The following is a 14,409-nucleotide window of genomic DNA, read 5'->3' on the forward strand; positions in this document are numbered from 1 at the left end:
ATTGTTGCCCTTACTCTTTCAGGGAGCCTACCAGAACACCTTTAACGAAGTGCTTCTGTACGAATGGATACACCATAATAATCGGAAGTGTTGCCACCATCATGGTTGCCATGGACAACGACTTGGAGGTCACACTCTGCATCCGGGAGAGAACGGCCTGAGAAGCCGAATCTAGATTGCTCATCTGTTCAGACATAATATTAGAGTTCAATATTTGGCGAAGCATGGTCTGAATTGGCAGCAAGTTCTCGTTATTGATGTAGATACTCGGCAAGAACCATTCATTCCAATGCGAAACCGCGGTGAACAATGACAATGTTGCGATTACCGGACCGGACAGTGGGAGAATGATCTTAAAGAAAATACCCCAGTTGCCACAGCCGTCAATTTTGGCGGACTCTTCAAGACCATTCGGGAGGCCGTTAAAGAACGTCCGGAAGATGATCATGTTCCACACACTTACCAAGCCCGGAATAATGAACACCCAGAAAGAATCCATCAGACCCAAACCGCGAACGAGCATAAAGGATGGGATCAAGCCACCGCCAAAATACATCGTAATAATACACATAACCATGTAGTACTTACGGCCGATCAGTTCGCTCTTCGTCATCCCATAAGCGAAGATAGAGGTTACAAGTATGGAGGAGATGGTTCCGATCACGGTACGAAGCACCGAAATCTTGAAACCATTCAGCAGCCTGTTATCCTGAAAGACGATCCCATAATTCTCTAATGTAAAGTCCCGGGGCCAGAAGGTAACGCCCCCCATTGCTGTATCTGAACCTGAGTTAAATGAAATGACAAGTCCGTTCCAAAACGGATAAAAAGTTACAAAGGCCAGTAATGCCAAGAAGATATAAATGATGACCATCATCACTTTGTCACCAAATGCTAGACGTACCACAATTACCCGCTCCCTTCATCATAGTGGTCTTTTACCATAAGCTGTTCCCTGATTTACGTGCAATCAAGTTGGCAATCGTCAGAAGCATGACGCTGATTACCGCTTTAAACAAGCCTACAGCCGTTGCATATGAGAATCGGGAATTTTCAATACCTATTCGATAGACATACGTGTCGATAACGTCGGATACCTCTCGCAATACCGGGTTCTTAGCCAAGAGCAAGATGTCTTCGAAGCCCGCAGTTAGCAAGTTACCAATGGCAAGAATCATAAAGATAACAACGACCGGCATAATCGATGGAAGCGTAATCGTAAAGATCTGCCTGAATTTGCTTGCACCATCCATGTCAGCTGCTTCGTACATGTGCGGGTCAACCCCGGCAACAGCTGCCAAGTAAACAATCGAGGAGAACCCGATCTCTTTCCAAACCCCTGTCGTTACGAGTATCGTCCAGAAATACTTAGGAATGGACAGGAAGTTGATCGGCTCTTCAATCAAATTCAGCTTTTGTAGCAGAATGTTCACACTGCCGTTATCCGTTGACAAGAGAGAAATCGCAAATCCTGAAACGATAACCCAAGACAGGAAGTGCGGTAGATAACTGACGGTTTGCACCAATCTCTTAAAGAACATATGCCGAACCTCGTTCAGCATCAGCGCCAGCATAATCGGTGCAGGGAAACCAATGATAAATTTAAGTAAACTGATGACGATCGTGTTTCGCATAACCGTCATAAATTCAGGTGATTCAAAAAACATTTCGAAATGCTTGAATCCAGCCCATGGGCTCTCGCCCATCCCTTTGAAAATGTTAAAGTCCTGGAAAGCCATTAGAATACCGTACATCGGTATATAGCTAAACACAAAAATGAGTGCGAGTGCAGGAAGCACCATTAACTGAATATCCCATTGTTTAGCAAAGCGAATCAATAAGCTGTCCTTTTTCCGTTTTGGAACAGGTTCCTGTTCTACGGATATTTGCGCCATGTCCAACCCCCCGTGTGTTCTATGCCATGAAGTTTACCTAATGTCTAACATTGTAGAATAAACTATCCAATATAAACATTTGCCTATTCAACGAAAAATGATATTATTCAATCGAGAATTGAAACGCTTACACAGCATGGGATATTTACGGGGGTACTGCTAGTCCAAAAAAATGATCCTGCCTCCGGCGAGGTTGTCCAATATTCATCCTTCCATTCTTAGTGCGGGACATAGAAAATCCCCTTAGGTCTATAGTGTCAAGTTCATTTCACATGAACTGTTGTTCCACCATTCACCACAAGGGGAGAGTATCAATTAGCACTATTTGGCTAACCCATTCATAGTTTTTATAAACTAAGCTAAAATGGATCTCTTGTTATGTTTAGGCTATGATTCATGAACTGATATAATTTCCGGTAACACCATCAATGTTTAGCTGAACGCTGTCCTATGCTGGTATGCTATAAACCATTTTCTGTAATGTCAATGGACTCGAACTCTTAATATATCATAGGTGATCATGAAAATAAACGCTTATCCCCCTGTTCGAGAAAAGGAGCCAAATAGGACGATGACAAGATACTATTAAGGACGTACCGATATCAACAAAAAAAACAAGGGTCGCGATTAAATCGCGACCCTTGTTTAAGAAAAAGCTTCCATTCTTATGATTTACTCTTCACCCGAACCGGCGGAAGCAGTTTATTCATATTCACCGTACGTTTGATCTCCCAAGTTTCCGGCTGATCATGTTCATACTGTTCCAAATAGGCGATGACTTCCTTGGTAATTGGAGTCGGTGTTGATGCCCCTGATGTAACAGCCACTTTGCCTACGCCTTCAAGCCATTCCCGTCTGAGTTCCGTCACATCGCCAATGCGGTGAGCCGGTACGCCGGCTATCTCTTCGGATACCTGGGCAAGACGGTTGGAGTTATTACTGCGCGGGTCGCCAACCACGATGACCAAGTCCGCCTGACCGGCTTGCTCGGCTACCGCTTCCTGCCGCACTTGCGTTGCAAGGCAAATTTCATTATGAATCTCCGCTCCCGGGAATTTATCGAGCAGGCTCTTCATGATATGCTTGATGTCCCATTGACTCATCGTTGTCTGGTTCGTAATGATGATTCGGGATGAATTTATCTGAAGCTGTTCAATTTCTTCTTCCTTCTCGATCAGATGCACGTGTTCCGGTGCGATCCCAATCGCGCCTTCCGGCTCGGGATGCCCCTTCTTCCCGATATAAATGATCTCATACCCGTCCGCTACCTTTTCCCTGATCAAATCATGGGTTTTCGTAACATCAGGACAAGTGGCGTCGAGCGTGGTTAACCCTTTATCTCTCGCAAGCTTGCGTACTTCGGGAGAGACCCCGTGTGCGGTAAAAATAACGGTGCCGCTCTCCACCTGACTCAGGATTTCCATCCGATTCGGACCGTCCAGCGTAATGATGCCTTCATCCTCAAAGGATTGCGTGACATGACTGTTATGCACGATCATGCCCAATATATAAATAGGCCGAGGAAGATCCAGATTCTGGGCCGCCTGACGTGCCAAGACCATAGCGTCAACGACACCGTAACAGTAACCTCTCGGTGATATTTTCAAGACTTCGATGATCCTCACCTGCTTTCCGTTGTAATACGTAAAGTATCTAGTCTATTATAACCTATTCCAGAGGAGGAGCAAAGACGACAGGCAGCCAGACGATAAAGGTGCTTCCTTCCCCTCTTCGAGTAACAACCTCGACAGAGCCCTCGTGCTCATCGATAATCCATTTGGCGATAGACAGTCCAAGACCAGTCCCGCTCGTGATGCCTCTCGACTGATCCGCACGGTAGAAGCGCTCGAATATAAACGGAACCTCATCCTTATCCATACCGATCCCCGTATCCGAAATTCGCAGACCGACCTGGCCCTTGTACAGGACGACATCCAGGCTAACTTCACCCTCCGGCGTATACTTGAACGCATTCTCGATAAAGATGAACAGCATCTGCTGTAAGTAGTCCTTATTTCCTTCCACATAAACACCGTTCAGGACAGACAGCTCTCCGACATGCCACTCAGCGGTTTTCTCCAGGAAATGAGCGCGCCGTGCGACCTCTTCAACCAAAGGCTGCAGAGGGACCGGATCCAGTTCAAAGGTCTGGCCGGTATCGGCCCGTGCCAGAGACAGCATATCGTTCACCAGTCTGCTCATCCGTTTCGCTTCATCAGATATATCTCCCACCGCTTCGACCGAGATTTGCTTAATCGTTTCTTCGTCCATATTCGCTCTCTCGCCAGGGGTTTCCGTCCACATCTTATGGAGAAGATCCACATTCCCCCGGATGGTGGTCAGCGGCGTTCGGAGTTCATGGGAAGCATCCGATACAAATCGACGCTGCGCCGCATAGGCATCTTCAAGCTCTTTGTAAAAGCCCTCCGTCCTCTCAAGCATCCCGTTAAACGTGCCGATCAACTGACCAATCTCGTCTTCCGGACCATCGTATTCGATACGTACGCTGAGGTCGGTCCCCTTCTGGATTTGCTCCGCTGCCTCCGTTACCTTGCCGATTGGTTTCATGGATTTCCGGGCGAGGAATAACCCTAATGTTGAAGCAATGACAAGTGTTGCTGCAGATCCCATGATGAGGATGGATTGGAGTCGATCTAAGGTTTGCTCGATGGTTCGCGTACTTACTCCGATCTGAAGCCATCCGAATAATTTCCTTGAGTTCGTTTCAACGACCGGGGATTCGTATACAATGAAGGATGCCCCATTAAAAGAAAACCGTTTAAACTCTCCGGGTTTGGTCATACTTAATGCTCTGTCTACAGTCGGATTCTCAAATTGCAAACCACTGAACTCCATATTCCCAGATCTCCAGATGGACCCATTATAGAAAGTATACAGCTGAACGTATAAATCAGCTGCCTCCATATTAAGCGCGGAGGAACGATCCGGTAGAAGTGCAACAGACGAAGATGTGTAACCAATCTTATTTGCTTCCTGTACTAATCGCTGCTTTAACTCCTCATACGTATACAAATGGACAAAGCCATACACTGCCGAGCTGAAAATCAGCAGTGTCACAAATAAAATGCCGGTATACCATGCTGTCAGTCTTAACCGAATGGACATGCTAGTTATCTCCTCTTAAAATATAGCCAGCTCCGCGGATCGTCTGGATCAGTCGTTTACCTCCATGTTCCTCGGTCTTCTGCCGGAGCATGGCGATATAAACCTCCAGCACGTTGGACTCCCCGCTGTAATCATAGCCCCATATTTTATCCATTATTAAATCGCGGGACAGCACCCGCTTCGGATTTTGCATAAACAGGTGCAGGAGCTCAAATTCCTTGGCGGTTAGCTCCAGTCGCTGCCCGCTGCGAATAACTTCCCTTGCATCGGTATCCATCACAAGATCCTCGTAGGTCAGTCGGTGGTTAGAGCTATCGTCCCCGGTTTTACGGCGCAGCAAAGCCCGTACGCGGGCAAGCAGCTCCTCCAGCGCGAAAGGTTTGACCAGATAATCATCTGCTCCGGTATCCAGTCCCTTCACCCGATTCTCCACTTCATCCTTCGCGGTCAGCATCAGCACCGGTGTCGTGCTTCCGCCTTCCCGGAGTCTGCGCAACGCTTCAAATCCATCGACTTGAGGCATCATCACATCCAGAATGACAACGTCCGGGTCCTCACTCAATATCACCTTCAAACCTTCCGCTCCGTTGGATGCGGTTAGGACGTCATAGCCCTCAAACGCAAGTCCCCTGCGCAGCATGGAAATAATCTTCTCATCATCATCTACAATTAATATCCGGGATCGCATAGCGGCATCTCCTCTATCTTCTAGCGTTTAATTTAGTTCGACGTTACAATCCCATTATATCGGTCGCCTCAAGGACAAGACAAGCGGAAGGGAACGGTCCCTTCCGCTTGTTGTCACACCTATCCAGGGTTACGGTTGCTGTTGCTGTTGTTGCTGCTGTTGGGATAGATCAAACTTATTACGGTCCCCAATCGTCAGCGGCAAATCAATGTTCTTACCGTTACGAACCACATTCAGTGTGATTTTGTCTCCAACCTTCTTCGATTGTATGAACTCAATCAGATCCTTCGAGGTCGGATATTTTGTTCCGTCCACGCCCACAATGATGTCATATTGACGCAGGTCCGCTTCATAAGCCGGCGAACGGAATACAACGCTGTCAACATAAGAACCTTCCTTCACGTCGGTACCCAAAGACTGGGCAATTTGCGGAGTGACCGTTCCCAGGCTTGCCCCGATAAACGGAATCGGCTCTTTCGGAACTTCCTGATTATTCTTCAGATATTCCACAACTTCCTTGATCGTGCTGGACGGAATTGCAAATCCGATCCCTTGCGCTTCGGCGCTGACGGCTACGTTCATCCCGATAACCTCGCCCTTCAGATTGAGAAGCGGTCCGCCGGAGTTACCCGGATTAATCGAAGCATCGGTTTGCAGAAGATGCTCATAATTCCGCTCAGCTTCGCCGTTCGTTCCTTGAATATCAATTTCGCGTTCCTTCGAGCTAAGTACGCCTGCGGTTACCGTATGCTCAAAACCATGCGGGTTACCGATGGCAACAAGCCATTCACCGACCTTCAGCGAATTGGAGTCGCCCAGCTGCACCGTTGGGAAATCGGCCCCTTCGATTTTTAGCACGGCCAAGTCGAGCTCATAGCTGGAACCGAGCAGCTTCGCTTCATAAGGCTTTTTGGTACCCTGTACCGTTACTTGGATCACATCTGAGCCATGGATCACATGCTCATTCGTCAAAATGTATCCGGACTTCTCAAAGATGAAACCCGAGCCGATGCCGGAAGGCTGAAGCTGGGATTCCTGACCTCCGTTGCTGCTGCTTCCACCGTTTCCACTGTTTCCGCCATTTCCTTCCTGGCTCGATTGGCCGCCGCCGAAGAAGTACCAGAACGGATCATTCATATTCGGATTCGTGCTCTGGCGATTGCTGCTGTTTACAAGCGTCTCGATCAGTACAACGGCAGGACTCGCCTGATCTACGACTGCCGATACATCTCCTTGGCCCGAAGGAATAATGCTCGATGCCGTAGTAGCTCCGCCGTTATCATCGACTTTGGCTGAAGTTTCTTGAGCTGGCTCTGATGAGTACGCCGCATCAGGTGTAAACAGATTCGTGCGGTCAGCGGCAAACATCAGGCTCGAAATGACAAGGACACCTGCCATGAAGGACAACAGCACCGTCTTCACGGAATTTTTAGGCTTCTGGCTGTAGTTCCATTCTTTATTTCTTTGCATCGAATCCATAGACCCGCCGCCCCCCTGGCTTCCGGAGGAATGTGACTGCGAGAAACCGGAGGATGGTATTGGTTTAACAGGCTGCGGAGCGGTAACTTCTACTTCCTTCGATTCCCGGCTCTGGTATGGCCGCTCTGGCTGCTGATCATCACGTTCGCTGGGTATGGACTGAAACGGTCCGTAAGAATAGTAATAAGACGAATTCTTCGTGGATGCTTCCTCACGTCTCGGTGCTTCATTGTTATTTGACTCGTTGTTCATTCCCTCATCATCCGGATACCCGTAGCGCTTTCTTTGATCGTCCATAGGTCTACCTCCTATTTAAAATCACTTGCTTCCAAGTGGTTTAATTGATTAACTGTTCTTATTGTGTACTATAAACCTTAATAGTACCTTAAAAACAATTAAAAGGCAGATAAAAAGAAAGCTAAGGCCGCGTCAAGGGAATCTGATCCGAGTGGAGTCGCTACATTTTGACCCATCCCTTACGGTGGGCGTAGATCGCCAACTGTGTGCGGTCTTCCAGCTCACACTTCATCAGCAGATTGCTGACATGGGTTTTGACCGTTTTAATGCTGATATGCAGCTCTTCGCCGATATCTTTGTTGCTCTTGCCTTCGGCAATGAGCAGCAAAACTTCCTTCTCGCGCTCGGTAAGCCCGGAATCATCGCCGTTCACCATATGTCGGCGGATCCCGCGGGTGAGTGCTTCCGACACGTCTTTGGTCATGACCGGCATACCCCTGAAAGCTCCCTGAAGAGCGTAAATGAGCTCGTCGGCCGAAACGGTCTTCAGTACATAACTAACAGCCCCCGCTTCGATGCACTCAACCACAAGCTCGTCTTCAAGAAAGCTGGTCAGAATCACGATCTTCTGGTCCGGGAACTCGGACATGACCGCACGTGTGGTCTCTGCCCCGTTCATCACCGGCATCATCAGATCCATAAGAATGAGATCAGGCCGGTCTGCCTCATCCCCATTTCTTAACATATCAACGACCTCTTGGCCGTTTGCGGCCTCTCCGATCACTTCAAATCCCGGGTCCAGTGACAAATACGTTTTTAATCCCATCCGAACCATATCATGATCATCCGCCAGCAATATCCGAATCGTTCCCATAATGATGTTGTCCCCTCTCTATTCCACTGGCTCAGCCAGTACTTCCTGATCCTTGCTCTCTTCCGTAGTCGGTCCCTGATTACCCTCGGCCTCAAACAGCGGAATATTCACGCGAACTGTTGTCCCTGCACCCTTTTTACTTATAATATCGACCTGCCCACCAAGCTTTTCGGCTCGCTCACGCATCGTGGACAGCCCGTATGAACCCTGCTTGCCTGCCACCTCGTCAAACCCAATCCCATCGTCGCTAATGCTTAAAATAACGCGTTTCTGATCCTCACGAAGCGACATGCTGACAAGGCTTGCACCGGCATGTTTCACAATATTAGCTACTGCTTCCTGTATAATCAGGAACAGCTGATGTTCAATCGCATCCGATACCCCGCCGTAAAGTTCCACATCCTTCATGCCCTTTAGGCCATTTTGGCGACAGTAATCCGGGAACCACCGTTCGAGTGCCTCCTCTAGGGTTCTTCCTTCCAGTTCAACAGGCCGAAGCTGTGCAATTAGCGCACGCATCTGCTTCTGCGCCACGTGAGACATCTCAATCAACTGGCCAAGCACTTTATCGCCCTGCTCCGGGTTTCTCTTCAGAACCGCCGGAAGCGATGAAGCCGACATATGGATCGCGAACAGCTGCTGACTGACCGTATCATGCAGGTCCCGTGCCATCCGGCGTCGTTCCTCAAGCACCGCGGCTTCCGCAGCAATCTCTTTCTCAATGACATCCTGCTCACCCAGGCGCTGCAGCAGCTTCATCTTCTTCTCCAGCGCTTCTGTCATTCCGTTAAACTCATCGTATACTCTGGCAAAAGAGCCGTCTTCCATGGCTGGAAGTCGCACGTTCAGATTTCCTTTGGCAACCTGCAGCATGTTCAGATGAAGCAGGTCCAGCGGTCGCTGGATGCGCTGTCCCGCAATGTATCCCGCAATCCCCGTAAACAGAAGTACACCGACTGTGTAATACACCCACAGCCGGTTATCTTCAATATGTATGTAGCCGGATTGGTTTGCTGTATACAGGAAAACAGCAACCCCGGCTCCAATCAACAGAAAGTAAAACAGTATCACCCATTTGGTATTTTTCAATATTCCCATCATAACGGTTATCCTACCCTATTCACTTTGACATCACCGATAAATACGCTGACGGTGATTCGAATTTTCTTACCTGCTTCCCTGTAATGCGGGCTTTCCAGACCGGCATTGCTCATAAAGCCGCTGCGGCTTTCCTCCAGCACCTTCATATCGCCGATGAAGGAGTTGGTCGTGACATGAATGCCGACATCCGAATCATTTGGAACGAATACTTTGACATCCCCGATAAACGCCGAGATGTTGATTTTCGTTTCACCGTAAGGGATTTGGGCTTTAGTCAGATCCAGCACCGTATCACCGATGAACTGCGAGATATTTGTCGGCTTCAGCTGAAAATAATCTTTCCCCATATGCACGTCCCCGATAAAAGAGGACTTGTTCACCGCATCATGGCTGTGCCAAGATTGATGATGGTGATGGTGTTGGTGGTGCTGTTCATCCTTATAATCCGATCCGTCGCTGTAGCTTTTGCCGTTATCGTCAAAATCAACATGAACTCTGAACCGGCTGCGATCTTGACGGTCCTGGCGCTGGCGTTCATGATGCTGTCCCTGCCAACGGTACCCCTTGCCCGGCTCATGAAAATCCGGTGATTCTAGTTCAGGATCGGGCAGGATATTTCCAGTCTTGTCAGCCTTGTCTGGCTTGCCAAATCTCCGTTCGAATTCTTCATCCAGGGAAGAATCAAGCGGACGCGCTTCAGGCGGATCGGGAATGTTGTAATCGTCGCGCCGATGCGAGCTGAAGTCATCCGGACTTGGCGGTGATGGCGGCGGCGTATGAGGTTTCGGTTTAAAAATAACCTGCAATCCAAACCCAATCAGGATAATCGGAATCGCATACTTGATCAGATCGCCGAATGAGAAGTCAATCAAATCCAGGTTTCTTCCAAGAAAGTACGATCCGATTATGATTGGCACAACGGAGCCCCATAGTGCTCCTCCACGTGCATAAATTAAGCTTTGCAGGCCGAACCAGATGATGAACACCGGCCAAAAGGTCGAGAATATATAACCAAGATCCACATGTATCATATCGAGCTGATTTAGAAGAAACACCACACCAATACCGATGAGCAGCAAACCGTTGCTAAGCTGGCTCCATCCTTTTCTACTCATGGTCATCCCCTTGCCTTCCAGTTCTATTTTTTTCTTAACTACAGTGTACAACATATTGCATTGAACAGGTTAGCGGCGGTGGAATGAAGTTGATCTCGGTCTTGAGACTGAGTCCATGGATAAAAATGGGAATTGGACCATAATAAAAGACCCCCGCTAAAGCGGAGGTCTTATTTGGCACGAACGGGCGCTGACATCTACACCTTAACGGTTTGCAGAATGGTCCCCTGGTGTGTTCAGTTCGCCAAACTCAGCGTCAAACTTCTCGTTCGGTTTTTTGTAGTTCTCCTGAACCTTGGAATTCCCTTTTGGATTGCTGGCTATGCTGGTATCTTCAGCAAACTCAGCGTTAAACTTTTCATTTGGTGTTTTAAAGTTTTCTTGTACCTTGTTCTTTTTAGCCACAGTATTCACCTCCCTGTTCATATGCAATACCATCATCCTCTTCAGGGGTTTAGCCCCCGAAAAGTAGTATGTGATGAACAGGTTGGCATTATTCTTAAATGTTTACTGCCAATCTACACGCCAAAATCATCCTAAATGGCTTCCTCCAAAACAGATGAAGGCAGGAAACGATAAGTTTCAATCGCGTTATCCAGGGTTCTCAGCATTTCTTCCGTGCATTTGCCGCTTCCGGTTTTAATAACCTGTACCTCGACGTCCTTCTTCCCCCACTCCTTAAACACTTGTTTGGTTGTGGAGAAGTAAAGATCGATTTTTTGCCCTTTGATCGCAGACCCGATATCCGCTACGATTCCATAACCATAGCCCGGTATATAGAGAATACTGCCAAGCGGGAATACATTCGGATCCGCGGCAATCGTAGATACCATATTTCGATCCCGCTTAACCTTCACCCCGGAGTAGGTGATTCCATATTGAGGATGTCCCGGCTTCTTTCCGGTCGATTCATAACCTGCCGTATACCCTGTAGCGGTTACCTTCACCGTATGCAGCACCTGGTCCTCCCTCGGCGCAAGCACAGGCATGGATTCGCGTTTCTTCCCAGGCTTGCTGGCCTTAGGCCCCGTATTCGGAACTTCCAAGTATCTATTCATATCTCTAAAACCTGCTACACGAAGCGCATAGAAGCGAGACATTTCCACGTAATCGGAGCCTTGAATTTCCCCGGCCGGATCATACACATTTCTGAAGTCTGTTGAATCATAGGATTCGCTTAGAATCAGATTGTGGGCTTCTACCATTGAAGAACCTGCACTAAACAAGACGGCTGATAAAATAAAACCAGCAAAAAACCTCTGCCACTTTTTCCATTGGATCATTGTGAGTACCTCCCCCTTACTAGCGAGGGTTCCCACTTCCCAAATAGAATATACGTGATGGCAGAGGTTTGCATGTCCCATCGTTACTTAAGCTTTATAGAGGTTGTTCAAAAAGTCCGCTTTTGATAAGAAAACCTCTATCGAGGCCACTTCAAGGATGAGCGACCGCGATGCATAGGTAGGTTTCCTTGCGATATAGAATTTCATCAGTTCCACTGATAACTCATAAATTCTATATCTAACACGAAGCGAATCAGGAAGCAGCTCGGCATCGAATCTTGAATTCAGCCGGGCCTAAGCGGATGCTTACGAAGTCATGTTTCCTGCGGAAACATCTTAGGTGCTCACGTACCCAAAACGTACGCTCCGCTCCTCACTCCCTAGCTTCATCCAACTGAAGCGTTTTGAAAAAACGCACATCGGAAGCATAAGCTTCGGTGCTGAAAATCGACCTTTTTGAACATGCACTTATAGCTAAACTTAAACGACGTGGGTGTTAATTTCTTCACGAAGCTTGAGGATGATCTCGTCCAGCGGCTGGGCACCGATGTCCCCTTCGCCGCGTTTGCGAACGGAAACCGCACCCGCGTTTTTCTCATTCTCGCCAACGATGAACATGTAAGGAATCTTCTCGAGCTGGGCTTCCCGAATCTTGTAGCCCATCTTCTCGTTGCGAAGATCCGACTCGACAGAGATACCGGCGAATTGAAGCTTCTCGGCCACTTCCTTGGCATAGTCTTCAAAGGCATTGGAAACCGGAATGACTTTAACCTGTACCGGTGACAGCCACAGCGGCAGCGCACCTGCAAAATTCTCAAGCAAGAAAGCAGTAAAGCGCTCCATCGTACCCAGGATACCGCGGTGGATAACAACCGGACGATGCTTCTGGCCATCGTCGCCGACGTATTCCAGCTCAAAGCGCTCAGGCAGCAAGAAGTCGAGCTGAACGGTTGACAGCGTCTCTTCCTTTCCTAGAGCCGTACGGATCTGAACGTCGAGCTTCGGACCGTAGAAGGCAGCTTCGCCTTCGGCCTCATAGAACGGCATGTCCAGGCTCTCGACGACTTCGCGCAGCATACGCTGGGACATTTCCCACATTTCATCGTTCTGGAAGTACTTCTCGGTATCCTGCGGATCCCGGTAAGAAAGGCGGAAGCGATAGTCATGGATGCCAAAGTCCTTGTAGACGGTCATGATTAGCTGAATAACTCGTGCAAACTCTTCCTTAATCTGATCCGGACGGCAGAAAATATGCGAGTCGTTCAACGTCATTGCGCGCACGCGATGCAAGCCGGTCAGTGCACCGGACATTTCATAACGGTGCTGCATGCCAAGCTCAGCAATACGGATCGGCAGATCCCGGTAGCTGTGCATATCGCTCTTATATACCATCATATGGTGAGGACAGTTCATCGGACGAAGGACAAGCTCCTCGTTGTCCATCTCCATTTTCGGAAACATATCTTCCTGATAGTGCTCCCAGTGACCGGACGTTTTGTACAGCTCCACGTTTCCGAGGACAGGCGTGTACACGTGCTGGTAACCAAGGCGCTCCTCCATGTCCACGATATAACGCTCCAGGGTACGGCGCAATTTCGCGCCGTTTGGCAGCCAGATCGGCAGGCCTTGTCCAACGAGCTGCGAGAACGTAAACATTTGCAATTCCTTGCCCAGCTTACGATGATCGCGCTTCTTGGCTTCCTCAAGCAGGTGAAGATGCTCATCGAGCTGCGCTTTTTTCACGAACGCCGTACCGTAAACGCGCTGAAGCATTTTGTTCTTGCTGTCGCCGCGCCAGTATGCGCCTGCCACATTCATAAGTTTGAACACTTTGATCTTGCCGGTTGAAGGGACGTGCGGTCCACGACAGAGATCAAAGAATTCGCCTTGCTCATAGATCGTGATAACGCTATCCTCAGGCAGGGCATTGATTAGTTCCAGCTTGTACGGATCCCCAAGCTCGCCAAAGATGCGCAGCGCTTCCGCACGGCTCACTTCCTTGCGGACAATCGGAAGATTCTCGCCGATAATGCGTTCCATTTCCTTCTCGATCTTCTGCAGGTCCTCCGGATTCAAAGGCTCTTCCAGATCCATATCATAGTAGAAGCCGTCCTCAATGACCGGACCCACGCCCAGCTTTACTTCTTTCGCTCCATACAAACGCTTGGTTGCCTGAGCCAGCAAATGCGCTGTACTGTGGCGCATCACTTCAAGCCCTTCAGGCGTATCCTGGGTTACGATCTCGATCAAAGCTCCGTCCTGAAGCGGTGTCGAGAGATCCACAACGATCCCGTCCATTTTTCCCGCGACCGCATTCTTTCTAAGTCCGCTGCTGATCGACGCAGCCACATCCTCAATACTGCTGCCCGCCTCATACTCCCGTACGGAGCCGTCAGGCAATTTAATGCTAATAGCCACCTTGTATTCCTCCCAAGAAAAAAGAATTTCACGTTTCTTCCATATATGAAGGACGCGTTAGTCTCCCCGCGAACTCCAGGCATGGACCGCTCGGTACCGCCTGGACTTCAACGAAAGATACCGGAACATGCAAAAAACACCCGTCCCGCGAAGGGACGAGTGTTATACCCGTGGTTCCACCCTAATTCGATCT

The 14,409-nt window shown here is 48.7% G+C and carries 12 protein-coding genes; all 12 read right to left on the bottom strand.

Annotation, left to right across the window (positions count from 1 at the left end; translation table 11 throughout):
• Nucleotides 1–10: 10 nt before the first annotated feature.
• Nucleotides 11–907, bottom strand: a complete 897-nt coding sequence (locus tag NYE54_RS26795) for a carbohydrate ABC transporter permease (protein WP_076324467.1) — start codon at nt 905–907, stop codon at nt 11–13.
• A 31-nt stretch (nt 908–938) separates the two neighbouring features.
• Nucleotides 939–1,895: an ABC transporter permease subunit gene (locus NYE54_RS26800; RefSeq protein ID WP_098748543.1), complete on the bottom strand. Its 957-nt coding sequence runs from the start codon at nt 1,893–1,895 to the stop codon at nt 939–941.
• A gap of 665 nt (nt 1,896–2,560) precedes the next feature.
• The gene (locus NYE54_RS26805; RefSeq protein ID WP_339273671.1) at nt 2,561–3,511 is read right to left on the bottom strand and encodes a 4-hydroxy-3-methylbut-2-enyl diphosphate reductase; all 951 of its coding nucleotides are present in this window, start codon (nt 3,509–3,511) and stop codon (nt 2,561–2,563) included.
• Nucleotides 3,512–3,563: 52 nt separating this feature from the next.
• A complete protein-coding gene (locus NYE54_RS26810; protein WP_339267466.1) occupies nt 3,564–5,021 on the bottom strand; it encodes a HAMP domain-containing sensor histidine kinase in 1,458 nt (485 codons plus the stop codon).
• A gap of 1 nt (nt 5,022) precedes the next feature.
• Complete coding sequence (locus NYE54_RS26815) at nt 5,023–5,709, bottom strand: response regulator transcription factor (RefSeq protein WP_076324470.1); 687 nt, start codon at nt 5,707–5,709, stop codon at nt 5,023–5,025.
• Nucleotides 5,710–5,838: 129 nt separating this feature from the next.
• Entirely contained in the window at nt 5,839–7,485 is a 1,647-nt protein-coding gene (locus NYE54_RS26820) for a trypsin-like peptidase domain-containing protein (RefSeq protein WP_339267467.1), read from the bottom strand.
• Nucleotides 7,486–7,645: 160 nt separating this feature from the next.
• A complete protein-coding gene (locus NYE54_RS26825) occupies nt 7,646–8,299 on the bottom strand; it encodes a response regulator transcription factor (RefSeq protein ID WP_076324472.1) in 654 nt (217 codons plus the stop codon).
• 18 nt (nt 8,300–8,317) lie between these two features.
• Entirely contained in the window at nt 8,318–9,400 is a 1,083-nt protein-coding gene (locus NYE54_RS26830; RefSeq protein ID WP_339267469.1) for a sensor histidine kinase, read from the bottom strand.
• Nucleotides 9,401–9,405: 5 nt separating this feature from the next.
• On the bottom strand, nt 9,406–10,521 hold the full coding sequence (liaF, locus tag NYE54_RS26835; RefSeq protein WP_339267471.1) for a cell wall-active antibiotics response protein LiaF: 1,116 nt from the start codon (nt 10,519–10,521) through the stop codon (nt 9,406–9,408).
• 198 nt (nt 10,522–10,719) lie between these two features.
• Nucleotides 10,720–10,920, bottom strand: a complete 201-nt coding sequence (locus tag NYE54_RS26840; protein WP_071222739.1) for a hypothetical protein — start codon at nt 10,918–10,920, stop codon at nt 10,720–10,722.
• Nucleotides 10,921–11,051: 131 nt separating this feature from the next.
• On the bottom strand, nt 11,052–11,798 hold the full coding sequence (locus NYE54_RS26845; RefSeq protein ID WP_339267473.1) for a 3D domain-containing protein: 747 nt from the start codon (nt 11,796–11,798) through the stop codon (nt 11,052–11,054).
• 480 nt (nt 11,799–12,278) lie between these two features.
• Nucleotides 12,279–14,216 (bottom strand): threonine--tRNA ligase, encoded by a 1,938-nt coding sequence (gene thrS / locus NYE54_RS26850; RefSeq protein ID WP_076324503.1) that lies wholly within the window; start codon nt 14,214–14,216, stop codon nt 12,279–12,281.
• Nucleotides 14,217–14,409 lie beyond the last annotated feature (193 nt).

Origin of the sequence: Paenibacillus sp. FSL K6-1330, from assembly GCF_037976825.1 — a bacterium.
In the GTDB taxonomy this organism is placed as follows: domain Bacteria; phylum Bacillota; class Bacilli; order Paenibacillales; family Paenibacillaceae; genus Paenibacillus_AQ.

What these genes read in the sequence shown, in the direction of transcription:
- NYE54_RS26800 (WP_098748543.1), bottom strand. Translation starts at nt 1,895, where the DNA reads ATGGCGCAAATATCCGTAGAACAGGAACCTGTTCCAAAACGGAAAAAG.
- NYE54_RS26810 (WP_339267466.1), bottom strand. Translation starts at nt 5,021, where the DNA reads ATGTCCATTCGGTTAAGACTGACAGCATGGTATACCGGCATTTTATTT.
- NYE54_RS26815 (WP_076324470.1), bottom strand. Translation starts at nt 5,709, where the DNA reads ATGCGATCCCGGATATTAATTGTAGATGATGATGAGAAGATTATTTCC.
- NYE54_RS26820 (WP_339267467.1), bottom strand. Translation starts at nt 7,485, where the DNA reads ATGGACGATCAAAGAAAGCGCTACGGGTATCCGGATGATGAGGGAATG.
- NYE54_RS26825 (WP_076324472.1), bottom strand. Translation starts at nt 8,299, where the DNA reads ATGGGAACGATTCGGATATTGCTGGCGGATGATCATGATATGGTTCGG.
- NYE54_RS26830 (WP_339267469.1), bottom strand. Translation starts at nt 9,400, where the DNA reads ATGATGGGAATATTGAAAAATACCAAATGGGTGATACTGTTTTACTTT.
- liaF (WP_339267471.1), bottom strand. Translation starts at nt 10,521, where the DNA reads ATGACCATGAGTAGAAAAGGATGGAGCCAGCTTAGCAACGGTTTGCTG.
- NYE54_RS26845 (WP_339267473.1), bottom strand. Translation starts at nt 11,798, where the DNA reads ATGATCCAATGGAAAAAGTGGCAGAGGTTTTTTGCTGGTTTTATTTTA.